Origin of the sequence: Staphylococcus sp. TE8 (assembly GCF_000692055.1) — a bacterium.
Classification (GTDB): Bacteria; Bacillota; Bacilli; order Staphylococcales; family Staphylococcaceae; genus Staphylococcus; species Staphylococcus capitis.
On the sequence record NZ_JMGB01000001.1, the window covers coordinates 677,402 to 694,585 of the forward strand.

A 17,184-nucleotide genomic window follows, 5' to 3' on the forward strand; every position below is an offset into this window, starting at 1 on the left:
AATTGGGATATAAGAATAATTGAGATGGCTTTAAACAATTAATTGTCCCTGCCTCTTTCATCTTATTAAATATATACATAATAGTTATTATTAGGCCGTAATTAAATAACTGTGAAAGATTAAAAAAGAAGGTGTGAAATCTTGCCACAAACAAAGAAAAAAACAACGAATAGAAGGAAAAGTAATGCTACGCGTAAAAATAGTAAAAGAAAAAAACAAAATGAGAGCCCTTTACGCTACATCATTGCTATTGTCATAATCATTCTTGTCGTTTTAGGAGCTTTTCAATTAGGCATAGTTGGTCAAATGATTGATAGTTTCTTCAATTATCTATTCGGTATGAGTAGATTTCTGACTTATATTTTAGTGATTCTAGGTACAGTCTTCATTACATATTCTAAAAAAATTCCTAAAACGCGTCGAAGTATTGGTGCGCTTGTTTTGCAACTTGCTTTGCTATGTATAACGCAACTTTATTACCATTTTAGTAAAGGCGTGTCATCTGAAAGAGAGCCAGTATTATCATATGTTTATAAATCATATGAACATACACACTTTCCTAACTTCGGAGGAGGTTTAATAGGTTTTTACTTATTTAAATTATTAATACCTCTTATATCAATAGCTGGCGTTATAATTATTACTGTTCTACTAATAGCTTCAAGTATCATACTTTTATCAAACTTAAGACATAGAGATGTAAGTAAAAGCCTATTTGAAAGTATGAAATCATCTAGTAAAAGTGCTTCAGAATCATTTAGAGACAAAAGAGAAACGAGTAAAGCTAGAAAAGAAGAGAGGGCTCAATTAAAAGCAGAGAGATCTGAAGAGAAAAAGAGAAAGAAAGAACAAGAAAGATTGCAACAAGAAAATGTCAAAGATGTTAGTGATCTTCCTGAAGTTCCGCAAAATAATGACATACCTATTTACGGGCACAGTGACCAAGAAGATAAAAGCAATAGTGCACCTAAGACACGTAAAAAGCGTATTTTTGATCATGAGGCTAATAGTAGTGAAATCACTTCAAACTCACAAGATATTAAACAGAGTGACAACAAAGGTAATGTTTCAAGTTCTAATGAAGACAATGATAGTAGTAACGCTGAAGGATCAATCTCTGAAGCTGGAGAAGTAGCTAATGTGGAGTATGTGGTTCCACCTTTATCATTACTTAATCAACCAGCTAAACAACAATCTACTTCTAAAGCTGAAGTTCAAAGAAAAGGTCAGGTCTTAGAATCTACAATGAAGAATTTTGGTGTCAATGCGAAAGTGACCCAAATTAAAATTGGTCCTGCGGTAACTCAATATGAAGTTCAGCCAGCTCAAGGTGTTAAAGTAAGTAAAATCGTTAACTTACATAATGACATTGCTTTAGCATTAGCAGCGAAAGATGTTCGTATAGAAGCTCCTATTCCTGGACGTTCAGCAGTAGGAATCGAAGTTCCTAATGACAAAATTTCATTAGTATCACTTAAAGAAGTTTTAGAAGAGAAGTTTCCATCTCAACATAAATTAGAAGTTGGTATTGGACGAGATATATCTGGAGAACCTGTATCTATACAACTCAATGAAATGCCTCATTTACTTGTAGCAGGTTCTACAGGTAGTGGTAAATCAGTATGTATCAATGGAATAATCACAAGCATTTTACTCAATGCTAAGCCGCATGAGGTAAAACTTATGTTAATTGATCCGAAAATGGTAGAATTAAACGTATATAATGGCATACCTCATCTACTTATCCCGGTAGTAACTAATCCACACAAGGCATCGCAAGCGCTTGATAAAGTAGTTGCAGAAATGGAACGTCGTTATGATTTATTCCAACATTCTTCAACAAGAAATATCGAAGGATATAATCAGTATATTCGTAAACAAAATGAAGAGTTAGAAGAGAAACAATCAGAACTTCCTTACATTGTAGTTATTGTTGATGAGTTAGCAGATTTAATGATGGTCGCAGGTAAAGAAGTTGAAAATGCGATTCAACGAATTACTCAAATGGCTAGAGCTGCAGGTATTCATTTAATAGTAGCCACTCAAAGACCTTCAGTAGACGTAATCACTGGTATCATTAAAAATAATATTCCTTCACGTATAGCTTTTGCAGTAAGTTCACAAACTGATTCTAGAACTATTATAGGTTCAGGTGGTGCCGATAAGTTATTAGGTAAAGGCGATATGTTATATATTGGTAATGGTGAATCGACTCAAACACGTATCCAAGGTGCCTTCTTGAGCGATAAGGAGGTTCAAGATGTAGTGGACTACGTTGTAGAACAACAAAAAGCAAATTATGTAAAAGAAATGGAACCTGACGCACCAGTTGATAAATCAGAGATGAAAAGTGAAGATTCCTTATATGATGAAGCCTACTTGTTTGTAATAGAACAACAAAAAGCGAGCACATCTTTATTACAAAGACAATTTAGAATTGGTTATAATCGTGCTTCACGTTTAATGGACGATTTAGAACGTAATCAAGTCATCGGTCCTCAAAAAGGAAGTAAACCAAGACAAATTCTAGTTGATTTAGATAATGATGAGGTGTAAAAATGTCGGAAATGAATGCGATTTATAGAGTTAAACAATACATTTTAAAGTTAATAAAAAATGGAGAATTGGATAATACTGGTAAGCTACCAAGTAATTTATCAATTGCACGTGCACTCAACGTGAAAACGGACGATGTTTATGATGGAATTGGTGAATTAATTACCGAACAAATTGTAACTGATAATTTTGAAGAGGGGACTAGTGTTAAAAAACAGCCTCCCTTCTTTTATCCATTAGATAAGTTAGTAAGTATTAGTAATATGATTGAAGAAGCTGGGTATAAAGCAGGTATAGAATATTTAAATTTTGATGAACAACCAGCAACTATTCTTGATGCTGAATTATTAGAAATAAGTGATAAAGAACCTGTGACTATCATTGAAAGATTAAGAACGGCTGATCAAATACCAGTAGTTTACTGTTTAGATAAAATCGCTAAACAAAATCTAACTTGTACAGACTATCAAAAAAGTAGTGGCTCTATGTTAAGAGCTATTAAAGAATCAACAGGACATGAGGTTAAACATGCAGAAATGGACTTAGAAGCAATTAGTTATGAACCTCATATTTCAGAAGTGTTAAACGCTTCTCCACATGAAGGTTTAATGCTATTAAAGGTAGTTCATTATGATGAGCAAGACCAACCTATTTTATATTCATTAAACTATATTAAAAGTAGTTTGGTTAAATTTAAAATAAATAAAAGCTAAGTAAAAATTTAATGTTTTTACAGGAATGAGAGGTATGCCGTTTGGAAAATAATACATTAGACAACTCCAATATACATATTAACGTTTTACCAACTAAAAAATTTAAAACAACCATGGTGACCTTTAAATTTATGGCGCCATTAGATTATAAAACAATAACGGCGCGTTCAATTTTAAGCAAAGTCTTAGTACGTGCTACACAACAATGGCCTAACGATAAAGCGTTAAATAGACATTTATCATCATTATATGGTGCATATATCAATAGTTTTGTATCTAAATTTAAGGATAAACATGTGATTACAATTTCTTTAGAAATTGCTAATGAGCGTTATTTAAAGGACTCAACTCCATTATTTGAGAAGGGTCTTAAGACGCTTAAAGAACTTATTTGGAATCCTTTAATTATTGACGAACAGTTTAATGAGAACTATGTAGCACAGGAAAAATCTTTGCTCACTAAAAAGCTTGAAGCAATGATTGATAATAAAGCTCAATATTCATTTTTAAAATTAATGAACCATATGTTTGAAAATGAACCCTATAAATATTTAGCTACAGGTCAAGTAGAACAAATACCTCATGTTACTGCTAAAAACTTGTATGATACATATAAATCAATGTTACATAACGATGATTGTGCAATTTACGTAGTTGGAAATGTAGATAAACAAAATGTGATAGATACAATACAAGAAAACTTTAATATTAAACCATTCAAATTTGAAAGTAATAATCGACCTGAGCATATAGATCCAAATAAATCATCTAAATTTATCATTGAGAATGATGAAGTGGACCAAGCTAAACTCAATCTTGGTTATCGTTTCCCAACTTATTTTGGGAAAGAGAACTATTATGCATTCGTAGTTTTAAACATGATGTTTGGTGGCGACCCTTCTTCAGTGTTATTCAATGAAGTTCGAGAAAAGCAAAGTTTGGCCTATTCTATACATTCACAAATCGATGGAAAGAATGGATTTTTATTTGTTCTTAGTGGAGTTTCGGCTTCTAAATATGAGATTGCCAAAGATACTATTTTAGATGAATTTGAAAAATTAAAGAATGGTAATTTTGATGATGATAAATTAGAGTTGGCAAAGAAAATTATTATCTCTCATAGACATGAATCTACTGACAGACCTAAAAGTATTATCGAACTATTACATAATCAGGTGTTATTAGACAAACCTCAATCTGAAGAAGAATTCATCACTGCAATTAATGCTGTCACAAGAGAAGATGTTATAAAATTAGCTAATGAAGCCATGCTAGATACAATCTATGTTTTAACGAAAGGAGGTCAAAGTGAATAATGAAGCTACATAATTATGAATTGATAGATGAGAAAGTCTATGAACATGAACTTGATAATGGGCTTAAGCTGTTTATAATACCTAAACCAGGATTCCAAAAAACATTTGTGACTTATACGACACAATTTGGTTCTTTGGATAATCATTTCAAACCTATTGGAAGCCAACAATTTGTAAAAGTGCCAGATGGTGTAGCACATTTTTTAGAACATAAACTTTTTGAAAAAGAAGAAGAAGATTTATTTACAGCTTTTGCCGAGGAAAATGCACAAGCAAACGCATTTACAAGTTTTGACCGTACAAGTTATTTATTTAGTGCTACAAGCAATATTGAAAGTAATATTAAGCGTTTATTAGATATGGTTGAAACGCCTTATTTTACTGAGGAAACGGTTAATAAGGAAAAGGGTATCATTGCTGAAGAAATTAAAATGTATCAAGAACAACCTGGTTACAAATTAATGTTCAATACTTTGAGAGCGATGTATTCAAACCATCCTATTCGCGTCGATATTGCTGGTAGTGTGGAGAGTATTTACGATATCACTAAGGATGATTTATACCTTTGTTATGAAACTTTTTATCATCCATCAAATATGGTTTTATTTATTGTTGGTGACGTAAACCCTCAAAATATGATTGATTTAGTAGAACAACATGAGGCAAAGCGAAATAAGACCAACCAACCTAAGATTGAGCGTGCAGAAATTGATGAACCCATTGAAGTGAATCAACACAACGTTACAGAGCAGATGAAATTGCAATCTCCAAGGTTAATGTTAGGTTTTAAAAATCAACCACTTAAAGAAAGCTCGGAAAAATATGTACAAAGAGATTTAGAAATGACATTTTTCTATGAGTTGATTTTTGGAGAAGAAACGGATTTTTATCAAAACTTATTAAATAAAGATTTAATTGATGAAACTTTTGGATATCAATTTGTGCTTGAACCTAGCTATAGCTTTTCTATTATTACCAGTGCAACACAGCAACCGGATGAATTAAAAGAATTATTACTTAATGAATTGAAGAAGTACAGAGGACAATTAGTTGATCAAGAAGCTTTCGACTTATTAAAAAAACAATTTATCGGAGAGTTTATTTCAAGTTTAAATTCACCTGAGTACATTGCTAATCAATATGCGAAATTATATTTTGAAGGTGTAAGTGTTTTTGACATGTTAGAAATTGTTGAAAATATAACACTCGAAAGTGTTAATGAAACATCTGAACTATTTCTAAATTTTGAACAACTTGTCGATAGTCGTTTGGAGATGAAACCATAATGAAAGCACTCGTACTTGGTGGTTCAGGTACTATAGGTTCAGCGATTGTCAAGCAACTCTTAAACGAAGGGTATCACGTAATTGTTCACTATCATTCTTCTAAATTAGAAGCCTTGAAACAAAAATTTAATCATAACCAAAATGTAGAATTCATCCAATGTGATCTATCTCAAAATCTAAATTTAGAAGATTATTTTGGACATATTATTGATTTGGATTGTCTTATTTATACTAGCGGCACTGCATTATATGGCATGTTACAAGATATGAGCGATGATGATATCGATAAGAGTTACGTTCTTCACTTAAGACAATTTATACGTTTATCCAGATTTTTTGTAGATATTTTAAGAAGAAGTGAAAACGGCCGAATTGTAGTTATTTCTTCTATTTGGGGAGAAACAGGTGCAAGCATGGAAACTATTTACTCAGCTATGAAAAGTGCTCAAATAGGTTTCGTTAAAGCGCTTAGTCAAGAACTTGCGCTTACGTCAGTAACCGTAAATGCTATAACTCCAGGATTTGTTTCAGGTAATATGAGCAAGGTGTGGTCAGAAGAGGAAAGAGATTCAATACTTCAAGAATTACCTCAGAATAGAATGATTGAACCTGAAGAGGTGGCCCATGTCTGTGCGTATTTGTGTCACCCCATGTCTAGAAGTATTACAGGTACTGTTCAAAAGGTAAATGGAGCATGGTATTTATAAAAATTTAAAGTATTTTGTAAGTAATTTAGGTTTTGATTTTATATGAAAATAAATACAATTCCTAAGGGCGCGTTTCCTAATCGATGTTATAATGTTTTTAAATCATACTTTGAAAAAAGCTTTCAAGTGCGTGATTGAAAACAAGGGGTGGTTAAATCATGGCAGTAGCAGAAAGAAAAGAATGGTATCTTGAATATGAGATTACAATTAATCGTGCAGGATTACTTGGGGACATATCAAGTTTATTAGGTATGTTAGGAATTAGTATTGTTACAATTAATGGTGTTGATCAAGGCAAAAGGGGTTTACTTATCAAAACTGATAAACTAGAAAAAGTTGAACGTTTTGAACAAATAGTTAAAGAAATTAATGAAATTGACATTACCAAATTAAGAATACCAGAACTTAGAGATCGTCTTGCAGTTAGACATGGCAGATACATAGAACAAGATGCGGATGATAAAAAAACGTTTAAATTTGAGAGAGAAGATTTAGGTTTACTTGTAGACTTTTTGGCTGAACTTTTTAAAGAAGAAGGACATAAGTTAATAGGAATACGAGGTATGCCACGTGTAGGTAAGACAGAATCAATCGTGGCCGGAAGCGTATGTGCGCATAAAAGATGGCTGTTTATTAGTTCTACTTTAATTAAGCAGACAGTAAGAAGTTCTTTAATCAAAGGCGAATATGATTCAAATCATGTTTATATTATTGATGGCGCGGTGACGGCTCGTGAATCTAATCCTAAGCACCAAGATTTAGTTAGAGAAGTTATGACACTCCCTTCGATTAAAGTAGTTGAGCATCCAGATTTATTTGTAGAAGCGTGTAATTATAGTATGGAAGACTTTGACTATATCATTGAATTAAGAGAAAATGAAAATCAAGAAATACATTATGATGAAATGAAAAAACAGACGATTCAAAGTAAAAATAATTTAGATTTCGGTGATCCATTTGGTGGAGGATTTGGTTTCTTTGAATAGGTTTGAGGAGGGCTATGTGTGAAAACTGTTGGTGAAGCATTAAAAGGTAGACGTGAAAGATTAGGTATGACTTTAAATGAACTTGAGCAACGAACACAACTTAAGCGTCAAACTCTGATACATATAGAGAATAATGATTTTGATTTATTAGCCAAAAAGGATTACACAGAGGGATTTATTCGTAAATATGCTAATGTAGTCAACATTGAACCTAATCAACTTATTGAGGCTCATCGTGACGAAATACCAAATAATCAGAATCAAATTGATGAATTAATTGCTGCTTTCTCGAACGGTGAAGCTCCCTCGTATCGAAGTAAGTCAAAAGAAACGATGCAATTGATAATGCTAATTGGTTTTATAGTAATAGTTTCTTTAATACTTTGGATTCTTGCAGTGTTAATTATATAAATAAAGTTTAAGAAATGAGGATTTATTATGAATATACCGAATCAGATTACGGTATTTAGAGTTATATTGATACCCGTTTTCATACTATTTGCGTTAGTAGATTTCGGATTTGGAAAGGTATCTTTTTTAGGCGGGTATCACATTAGAATTGAAATTTTAATAAGTGCAATTATTTTTATTCTTGCATCGTTAAGTGACTTTGCAGATGGATATTTAGCACGTAAATGGCAACTTGTTACAAATATGGGTAAATTTTTAGATCCATTAGCTGATAAACTTTTAGTAGCGAGTGCTCTTATTGTAATGGTGCAATTAGGTTTTACGAATTCAGTTGTAGCTATAATAATTATTGCACGTGAATTTGCGGTTACAGGCTTACGTTTATTACAAATTGAACAAGGATTTGTAAGTGCGGCGGGTCAACTAGGTAAAATTAAAACAGCAGTCACAATGGTTGCGATTATTTGGATACTACTAGGTGATCCACTCGTTCATTATATTCATTTTCCACTCGGTGTGACATTACTTTATATAGGAGTGTTCTTCACTATCCTTTCTGGAATTGAGTATTTCTACAAAGGTAGAGATGTATTTAAACAATCTAAATAACATACGAATTTACAAGACTAGGCTTTATAAAAGTAAGATTATAAAGTTTAGTCTTTTTTTGAACGCTTTTTTTAGATTTATTAAATCAGAAAATATATAATGAATTTATTGCGAAAAAAGATGGTCAAAGGGGTGAAAGTTGATGAAAATATCTATAATTGCCGTAGGTTCTGAATTACTTTTAGGTCAAATAGCAAACACGAATGGTCAGTATTTATCCAAACTATTTAATAGTATTGGTAAAAACGTGGTTGAGCATACTGTAATTGGAGATAATCCGGAAAGATTGGAATACATTATCAGACAAGGATTTGAACGTTTTGATACTCTTGTGTTAACAGGTGGGTTAGGACCTACTAAAGACGATTTAACTAAACATACTGTAGCTAAAGTTTTAGGTAAAGAATTAGTTACTGACGAGGCTTCTTTAGAATATATTGAGAGTTATTTCAAAGAGCAAGGACAAGAAATGACACCTAATAATAAACAACAAGCATTGGTTATTGATGGTTGCAAAGTATTACCAAATAAAACTGGTATGGCGCCAGGAATGTTAATTGAAAAGAATGATAAAAAGGTTGTGCTTTTACCAGGGCCTCCTAGTGAAATGAAGCCCATGGCAAAGAATGAGCTATTACCTTACTTACTAGATGACGATAGCGTCATTTTTTCAGAGTTATTAAGATTTGCCGGAATAGGTGAATCTAAAGTTGAGACGATACTCATGGATCTTATAGAAAATCAAACTAATCCAACTATAGCTCCTTTAGCTGGAACACATGAAGTTTATATTAGAATTACTGCCAATTCTGATTCAAAGAATGATTGCAAAAATCTTATTGCCCCCGTCAAGAGAGAAATACTCGACCGTATAGGTGATTATTACTATGGATCTGATGACATTACTCTTGAAGAGGCTGTGATCTCTAAAATAAATGAAACGTTTGCTATATATGATGGAGTAACAAATGGTGCTTTATATACAAGACTTAAAAATGTAGATCAAAATAATGTACTTAATGGATTGTTACCACACAATGGTTTATTTATAGACACTACAGATAGTATCCACGACCAATTATTTAATGCAGCGCAATATGTAAAAGATTTATACCAAACTGATTTGGGTATTGTTTTATTACATGAAAATGAAGATGTCTACTTAGCTATGTACGATGGAGAAGTATTAAACGTTGATACTTTTAAAATGACTCAAAGTAGAAATTTATTAAGAAGCAGAAGTCAAAATTATGCGATGATTAAATTATTAAAATGGTTTGAAAATCGATGATTATTCTTTTACTGTTTTTAAAATAAGTACGTTTGTTCGATTTTATATCACTTATAATTATAATTATACGAACAAATATTCGTAAAATGCTTGTGTTTTGAATGGATAGCTTGTATAGTAAAGATAAGATATTAAAAAAGATTACTTTCGTAATTAGGAGGTCTCGCTTTGGATAACGAACGTCAAAAAGCTTTAGATACAGTTATAAAAAATATGGAGAAATCATTTGGTAAAGGTGCGGTTATGAAATTAGGCGACAATAAAGGTCGTAAAGTATCAAGCACATCAAGTGGTTCTGTAACAGTGGATAATGCCCTAGGTGTAGGTGGTTATCCTAAAGGAAGAATTATAGAAATTTATGGACCTGAGAGTTCAGGTAAAACAACAGTTGCTTTACATGCAATTGCAGAGGTTCAAAAAAACGGTGGAGTAGCTGCATTCATTGATGCTGAACACGCACTTGATCCTGTGTACGCTCAAGCTTTAGGCGTAGATATTGACAACCTATACTTATCTCAACCTGATCATGGGGAACAGGGACTTGAAATTGCTGAAGCATTTGTTCGAAGTGGTGCAGTTGACATCGTCGTGGTTGACTCAGTGGCAGCATTAACTCCTAAAGCTGAAATTGAAGGTGAAATGGGAGATACACATGTCGGTTTACAAGCAAGATTAATGTCTCAAGCTTTAAGAAAATTATCCGGTGCAATTTCTAAATCAAACACAACTGCAATCTTTATTAACCAAATTCGTGAAAAAGTTGGTGTGATGTTTGGTAACCCAGAAACTACACCAGGTGGACGTGCATTAAAATTCTATAGTTCTGTAAGATTAGAAGTAAGAAGAGCTGAACAATTAAAACAAGGACAAGATATCGTAGGTAACAGAACTAAAATTAAAGTTGTTAAAAATAAAGTAGCACCTCCATTCAGAGTAGCTGAAGTAGATATTATGTACGGTCAAGGTATTTCTAAAGAAGGCGAATTAATTGACTTAGGTGTTGAAAATGACATCGTTGATAAATCTGGTGCTTGGTACTCTTATAATGGTGATCGAATGGGTCAAGGTAAAGAAAACGTTAAAACTTATTTAAAAGAAAACCCTCAAATTAAAGAAGAAATTGATCGTAAATTACGAGAAAAATTAGGTATATTCGATGGAGACGTTGAAGAAACAGACGCTGAAGAAGAAGCACCTAAGACTTTATTTGATGAAGAATAATTTTTATTCAAAAGTATATATGTAAGTTTAAAATGGATGGCTTTTTGCTATCCATTTTTTTAGAGTAAACTTTCACAATAACTAAGGATTTTAAACGTAGGATAAGGAATTTCATACCTTGACACTTCTCTGTCGAAAAACGTACAATTAGTGTGTATGATTCTTATATAATTTCATATAATCATATTGATTTTGATATACAGAGCAAACCCTAGATAAAGGAGGTGTTTATGTGAATTTATTAAGCCTCCTACTCATTTTGCTGGGGATAATTCTAGGCGTTGTTGTAGGGTATGTCGTTGCCCGAAATTTATTACACCAAAAACAAGTTCAAGCAAGACAAACTGCCGAAGATATTGTCACTTATGCTAATAAAGAAGCTGACAATATTAAAAAAGAAAAGTTACTTGAGGCAAAAGAAGAGAACCAAATTTTAAGAGAACAAACAGAAAGTGAACTGCGTGAAAGACGTGGGGAACTTCAAAGACAAGAAACCCGACTTCTTCAAAAAGAAGAGAACTTGGATCGAAAATCTGATCTTTTAGATAAAAAAGATGAGATTTTAGAACAAAAAGAATCAAAAATTGAAGAAAGACAACAACAAGTAGATGCAAAAGAGAGTAGTGTTCAAACATTAATAATGAAGCATGAACAAGAATTAGAACGCATCTCCGGTCTCACTCAAGAAGAAGCTGTAAATGAACAACTTCAACGAGTTGAAGAAGAACTGTCACAAGATATTGCAATACTTGTTAAAGAAAAAGAAAAAGAAGCGAAAGAAAAAGTAGATAAAACAGCAAAAGAATTACTTGCTACTACAGTACAGAGATTAGCAGCCGATCATACAACTGAATCAACTGTATCAGTTGTTAATTTACCTAATGATGAAATGAAAGGTCGTATCATAGGTAGAGAAGGTCGAAATATTCGTACATTAGAAACGCTTACTGGTATAGACTTGATTATTGATGATACTCCAGAAGCGGTTATTTTATCAGGCTTTGACCCAATTCGACGAGAAATAGCTAGAACAGCATTAGTTAACTTAGTTTCAGATGGTCGTATTCATCCTGGTCGTATTGAAGATATGGTTGAGAAAGCTAGAAAAGAAGTTGACGATATTATTAGAGATGCAGGTGAACAAGCTACATTTGAAATTAATGTTCATAACATGCATCCTGATCTAGTTAAAATACTTGGTCGATTAAACTATCGTACTAGTTATGGCCAAAATGTGCTTAAACATTCTATTGAAGTGGCGCACCTTTCAGGTATGTTAGCTGCAGAGTTAGGCGAAGACGTTACTCTTGCTAAGCGTGCAGGTTTACTTCATGATGTTGGTAAAGCTATTGACCATGAGGTTGAGGGAAGTCACGTAGAAATAGGTGTTGAATTAGCTAAGAAATATGGTGAGAATGAAACAGTAACTAATGCTATTCACTCACATCATGGTGATGTAGAGCCAACTTCTATTATTTCTATTTTAGTTGCGGCTGCAGATGCTTTATCAGCAGCAAGACCGGGTGCTCGTAAAGAGACACTTGAAAACTATATTAGAAGATTAGAAAGATTAGAAGCTTTATCTGAGAGCTATGATGGAGTTGAAAAAGCATTTGCAATTCAAGCAGGTAGAGAAATTCGTGTAGTTGTCTCACCTGAAGAAATTGATGATTTAAAATCATACAGATTGGCTAGAGATATCAAAGATCAAATCGAAGAAGAATTACAATATCCTGGTCACATCAAAGTGACAGTTGTTCGAGAGACTAGAGCAGTAGAATATGCAAAATAATTTTAGAGCCACTTACCGAGAAATCGGTTAGTGGCTCTTATGCTTGAACGAAGATTCAAGTATGACAAAAAACTTACCGAGAAATCGGTTAGTGGCTCTTATGCTTGAATCAAAGATTCAAGTATGACAAAAAACTTACCGGTAAATCGGTTAGTGGCTCTTATGCTTGAATCAAAGATTCAAGTATGACAATGAAACTTACCGAGAAATCGGTTAGTGGCTCTTATGCTTGAAACGAAGATTCAAGTATGACGAAAGAGTTTGGCATAAAATAAAAATCAACATAATCAATTGATTATGTTGATTCCTAAAAACTTATTTTTTAATAATTAGTTTTTAAATTATTTTAATTGTAGGTCTGCATCATTGATTTCTTTAATGATTTCAGCTGTATCGTAACAATTAGTAGCAATGTTTGAATATTTTTCAGCTAAACGGTAAGCATTAATATAGAGTGTTAAGCTTTCTTTAGCAATATCTTCTGGTTCATCAGATTTTGCTGGATTCGCGTTTACTACTAATTCTGCAAATTTTTCAGGATCAATATTAATAGACATGTATGATTTACAACTCCTAGAATTTTGTTAACTTCATATTAACATATTAAATAAATACAAAAAAGAAAAGTCTTTTAATATTCAGAATAATTAATTTGTACTGGATACTTTAATTATATGACGGTATCTATTAAACTGTTTATGAGAGGATGAACGATTTATGAGAATATTGTTTATTGGAGATATCGTTGGAAAAATCGGTAGAAAAGCAATTTCTACATATTTACCAAAAATAAAACAAAGTTATCGCCCTACAGTTTCCATTGTAAATGCTGAAAATGCAGCACATGGCAAAGGGTTAACAGAGAAGATTTATAAACAATTATTAAGAGAAGGCGTAGATTTCATGACTATGGGTAACCATACTTATGGTCAAAGAGAAATTTATGACTTTATCGATGATGCACATCGCATGGTTCGTCCGGCTAATTTTCCAGAAGAAGCGCCAGGAGTTGGAATGCGTTATATTCAAATTAATGAAATAAAATTAGCTATTATTAACCTACAAGGACGTTCATTTATGCAAGATATTGATGACCCCTTTAAAAAGGCGGATCAATTGATAGAAGAAGCAAGAAAAGTCACTCCTTACATCTTCGTCGACTTTCATGCAGAAACAACTTCTGAGAAAAATGCTATGGGTTGGTATTTAGATGGTAGAGTGAGTGCAGTAGTTGGAACACATACTCACATTCAGACTTCTGATAATCGCGTCTTACCAAACGGGACTGGCTATATAACTGATGTGGGTATGACAGGATATTATGATGGAATTTTAGGTATCAATCGCGAAGAAGTGATTAATAGATTTATTACAAGTTTACCTCAAAGACACGTCGTACCAGATGAAGGGCGCAGTGTTTTATCTGGCGTCATTATTGATTTAGATAAAGAAGGTAAAACAACACAAATTGAAAGAATATTAATAAATGACGACAATCCTTTTCAGGGATAAACCCCTGTCTTAATAGTGTTTAAAGGTTATCGTCCATTAGTATGAATTTAATTTTGTACCACTGTTTACATAGTAAAACGGTGGTTTCTTTTGTTATTATTAAATATGAATTATATCCACAGGAGGCATGTGATATGAAATCACAACTATCATGGAAAGTGGGCGGACAACAAGGTGAAGGTATCGAATCTACTGGAGAAATCTTCGCTACTGCAATGAATAGGAAGGGATACTTTTTATATGGTTACAGACACTTTTCAAGTCGAATTAAAGGTGGTCATACTAACAATAAAATAAGAGTATCAACTACGCCTGTTCATGCCATTAGTGATGATTTAGATATCTTAATTGCATTTGATCAAGAAACGATTGAGTTAAATCATCATGAAATGAGAGAGGATAGTATTATAATTGCGGATTCTAAGGCTAAACCGACAAAACCAGAAGGCTGTAAAGCGCAACTTATAGATTTACCGTTTACAAGCACTGCTAAAGAACTTGGGACAGCACTGATGAAAAACATGGTGGCTATTGGAGCTACTTCAGCGCTTATGAATTTAGACACAACTACTTTTGAAGAATTAATTACGAACATGTTCTCTAAAAAGGGAGAAAAAGTAGTTGATATGAATATCGAAGCGCTTAACGAAGGTTATCGTTTAATGAAAGAACACCTAAGTTCTATTCAGGGAGACTTTGAATTAGAAGCAATTAATGAAGATCCATACTTGTATATGATAGGTAATGATGCAATTGGATTAGGAGCAATATCAGCAGGTTCTAAATTTATGGCTGCTTATCCTATTACTCCAGCATCTGAAATTATGGAGTATATGATTGCGAATCTTCCTAAAGTCGGTGGCACTGTTGTTCAAACGGAAGATGAAATTGCTGCAGCTACAATGGCTATAGGGTCTAACTATGCTGGTGTAAGAGGGTTTACAGCAAGTGCAGGTCCTGGTTTATCATTGATGATGGAATCAATTGGTTTATCAGGAATGACTGAAACACCATTCGTAGTCATCAACACTCAACGTGGCGGACCTTCAACAGGTTTACCTACTAAACAAGAACAATCAGATTTAATGCAAATGATATATGGTACACACGGTGATATTCCAAAAATTGTAGTTGCTCCAACTGATGCTGAAGATGCATTCTATCTTACAGTAGAGGCATTCAATTTAGCAGAGGAATATCAATGTCCTGTCATTATTTTAAGTGATCTACAACTTTCTTTAGGTAAACAAACAGTTAAGTCATTAGATTATAATAAGATTCAAATTAAACGTGGCGAATTACTTCAATCTGATATAGAACGTGAAGAAGATGATAAAGGCTACTTTAGAAGATATGCCTTAACAGGTAATGGAATTTCACCTCGTCCCATTCCGGGTGTAAAAGGTGGCATTCATCACATCACTGGTGTTGAACATAATGAAGAAGGTAAACCTAGTGAAGCGGCTTCTAATAGACAAGCACAAATGGAAAAACGTATGCGTAAAACAGAAAATCTAGTTATAGAAAAACCTATTGAATCTAATGAAAAATATGATGAGGCAGATTTATTATATATAGGTTTTATTTCTACCAAAGGTGCTATTAACGAAGGCGCAGAACGTTTGGAATCTCAAGGTATTAAAGTTAATACTATACAAATTCGTCAGTTACATCCATTCCCTAAAGATACGATTCAACATGCAATCGATAAAGCATCTAAAGTGATTGTAGCTGAACATAATTATCAAGGTCAGTTATCTAATATTTTAAAAATGAACACAAAAGTAGAAGAAAAATTAGTGAACCAAACTAAATATGATGGTACACCTTTCTTACCTCATGAAATTGAAGATAAAGGATTAGAGATAGTCAAGGAAATTAAGGAGTTGGTTTAATTGGCTACATTCAAAGATTTTAGAAATAATGTTAAGCCAAATTGGTGCCCAGGATGTGGAGATTTCTCAGTACAAGCGGCCATACAAAAAGCAGCTGCCAATGTAGGTTTGGAACCTGAAGAAGTTGCAATTATTACAGGCATTGGATGTTCTGGTAGATTATCAGGATACATTAATTCTTATGGTGTTCACGCTATACATGGACGTGCCTTACCTTTAGCACAGGGTGTTAAAATGGCGAACAAAGATTTAACTGTTATTGCTTCAGGTGGCGATGGAGACGGTTATGCAATCGGTATGGGGCATACGATTCATGCATTAAGAAGAAACATGAATATGACATACATTGTCATGGATAATCAGATTTACGGTTTAACTAAAGGTCAGACATCACCTTCTTCAGCAGTAGGTTTTGTAACTAAATCTACACCTAAAGGGAATATTGAGAAAAATGTAGCCCCATTAGAATTAGCACTTTCATCAGGTGCTACATTTGTAGCACAAGGTTTTTCAAGTGATATTAAAGCATTAACTAAAATGATTGAGGATGCGATTAATCATGATGGATTTTCATTTGTTAATGTATTCTCACCTTGTGTAACATATAACAAAGTTAACACTTATGATTGGTTTAAAGAGCATTTAACTAGCATTGATGATATTGACGATTATGATAATTCAGATAAACAGTTAGCTATGCGAACAGTTTTAGAGCACGAATCGCTAGTTAAAGGTATTGTCTATCAAGATACTGAAACGCCTTCATACGAATCTCAAATTAATGAACTTGAAGATGAGGCTCTAGCTAAAAAAGATGTTCATATTTCAGAAGATACGTTTAATGATTTGACAGCTCAATTTATATAAATTTTTGTTATCTGAGTGCCTA

At 33.1% G+C, this 17,184-nt stretch carries 14 protein-coding genes and 2 pseudogenes; 15 read left to right on the forward strand and 1 reads right to left on the reverse strand.

Features of this window, described 5'->3' with window-relative positions; translation table 11 throughout:
- Nucleotides 1–141: 141 nt before the first annotated feature.
- The 12 genes and pseudogenes from CM54_RS13125 to rny all read left to right on the forward strand — a co-directional run.
- Nucleotides 142–997: pseudogene (locus CM54_RS13125) on the forward strand (DNA translocase FtsK 4TM domain-containing protein); the annotation flags it as partial.
- 95 nt (nt 998–1,092) lie between these two features.
- A pseudogene (locus CM54_RS13130) lies at nt 1,093–2,556 on the forward strand (DNA translocase FtsK); the annotation flags it as partial.
- A 2-nt stretch (nt 2,557–2,558) separates the two neighbouring features.
- Nucleotides 2,559–3,269 (forward strand): GntR family transcriptional regulator, encoded by a 711-nt coding sequence (locus CM54_RS03275; protein WP_037548864.1) that lies wholly within the window; start codon nt 2,559–2,561, stop codon nt 3,267–3,269.
- A 41-nt stretch (nt 3,270–3,310) separates the two neighbouring features.
- Nucleotides 3,311–4,585 (forward strand): EF-P 5-aminopentanol modification-associated protein YfmF, encoded by a 1,275-nt coding sequence (gene yfmF, locus CM54_RS03280; protein WP_037548867.1) that lies wholly within the window; start codon nt 3,311–3,313, stop codon nt 4,583–4,585.
- Nucleotides 4,585–5,871 carry an EF-P 5-aminopentanol modification-associated protein YfmH gene (gene yfmH / locus CM54_RS03285; protein WP_002436356.1) on the forward strand — a complete coding sequence of 429 codons (1,287 nt, stop codon included), beginning with the start codon at nt 4,585–4,587 and terminating at the stop codon, nt 5,869–5,871. Before yfmF ends, yfmH begins: the two co-directional genes overlap by 1 nt.
- Nucleotides 5,871–6,578, forward strand: a complete 708-nt coding sequence (gene ymfI / locus CM54_RS03290; RefSeq protein ID WP_037548870.1) for an elongation factor P 5-aminopentanone reductase — start codon at nt 5,871–5,873, stop codon at nt 6,576–6,578. Before yfmH ends, ymfI begins: the two co-directional genes overlap by 1 nt.
- Before the next feature lie 158 nt (nt 6,579–6,736).
- Nucleotides 6,737–7,564, forward strand: a complete 828-nt coding sequence (locus CM54_RS03295; protein WP_002436330.1) for a YmfK family protein — start codon at nt 6,737–6,739, stop codon at nt 7,562–7,564.
- Between the two features lie 18 nt (nt 7,565–7,582).
- The gene (locus tag CM54_RS03300; protein ID WP_002436354.1) at nt 7,583–7,975 is read left to right on the forward strand and encodes a helix-turn-helix domain-containing protein; all 393 of its coding nucleotides are present in this window, start codon (nt 7,583–7,585) and stop codon (nt 7,973–7,975) included.
- A gap of 27 nt (nt 7,976–8,002) precedes the next feature.
- Nucleotides 8,003–8,584, forward strand: coding sequence for a CDP-diacylglycerol--glycerol-3-phosphate 3-phosphatidyltransferase (pgsA, locus tag CM54_RS03305; RefSeq protein ID WP_002469863.1), 582 nt, complete (start codon nt 8,003–8,005; stop codon nt 8,582–8,584).
- Between the two features lie 142 nt (nt 8,585–8,726).
- A complete protein-coding gene (locus tag CM54_RS03310) occupies nt 8,727–9,875 on the forward strand; it encodes a CinA family nicotinamide mononucleotide deamidase-related protein (protein ID WP_037548873.1) in 1,149 nt (382 codons plus the stop codon).
- 168 nt (nt 9,876–10,043) lie between these two features.
- Nucleotides 10,044–11,096 carry a recombinase RecA gene (gene recA / locus CM54_RS03315; RefSeq protein ID WP_002437037.1) on the forward strand — a complete coding sequence of 351 codons (1,053 nt, stop codon included), beginning with the start codon at nt 10,044–10,046 and terminating at the stop codon, nt 11,094–11,096.
- Nucleotides 11,097–11,328: 232 nt separating this feature from the next.
- The gene (gene rny, locus CM54_RS03320; protein ID WP_002469868.1) at nt 11,329–12,888 is read left to right on the forward strand and encodes a ribonuclease Y; all 1,560 of its coding nucleotides are present in this window, start codon (nt 11,329–11,331) and stop codon (nt 12,886–12,888) included.
- Nucleotides 12,889–13,229: 341 nt separating this feature from the next.
- Here rny and CM54_RS03325 read toward each other — a convergent pair whose 3' ends face one another.
- A complete protein-coding gene (locus tag CM54_RS03325) occupies nt 13,230–13,445 on the reverse strand; it encodes a hypothetical protein (RefSeq protein ID WP_002437019.1) in 216 nt (71 codons plus the stop codon).
- A gap of 160 nt (nt 13,446–13,605) precedes the next feature.
- Between CM54_RS03325 and CM54_RS03330 the strand changes: the two genes are divergently transcribed.
- From CM54_RS03330 to CM54_RS03340, 3 genes are all read left to right on the forward strand, one after another.
- On the forward strand, nt 13,606–14,400 hold the full coding sequence (locus tag CM54_RS03330; RefSeq protein WP_023350373.1) for a TIGR00282 family metallophosphoesterase: 795 nt from the start codon (nt 13,606–13,608) through the stop codon (nt 14,398–14,400).
- Between the two features lie 134 nt (nt 14,401–14,534).
- Nucleotides 14,535–16,295, forward strand: a complete 1,761-nt coding sequence (locus tag CM54_RS03335) for a 2-oxoacid:acceptor oxidoreductase subunit alpha (RefSeq protein ID WP_037548877.1) — start codon at nt 14,535–14,537, stop codon at nt 16,293–16,295.
- A complete protein-coding gene (locus CM54_RS03340) occupies nt 16,296–17,162 on the forward strand; it encodes a 2-oxoacid:ferredoxin oxidoreductase subunit beta (RefSeq protein WP_023350371.1) in 867 nt (288 codons plus the stop codon).
- Nucleotides 17,163–17,184 lie beyond the last annotated feature (22 nt).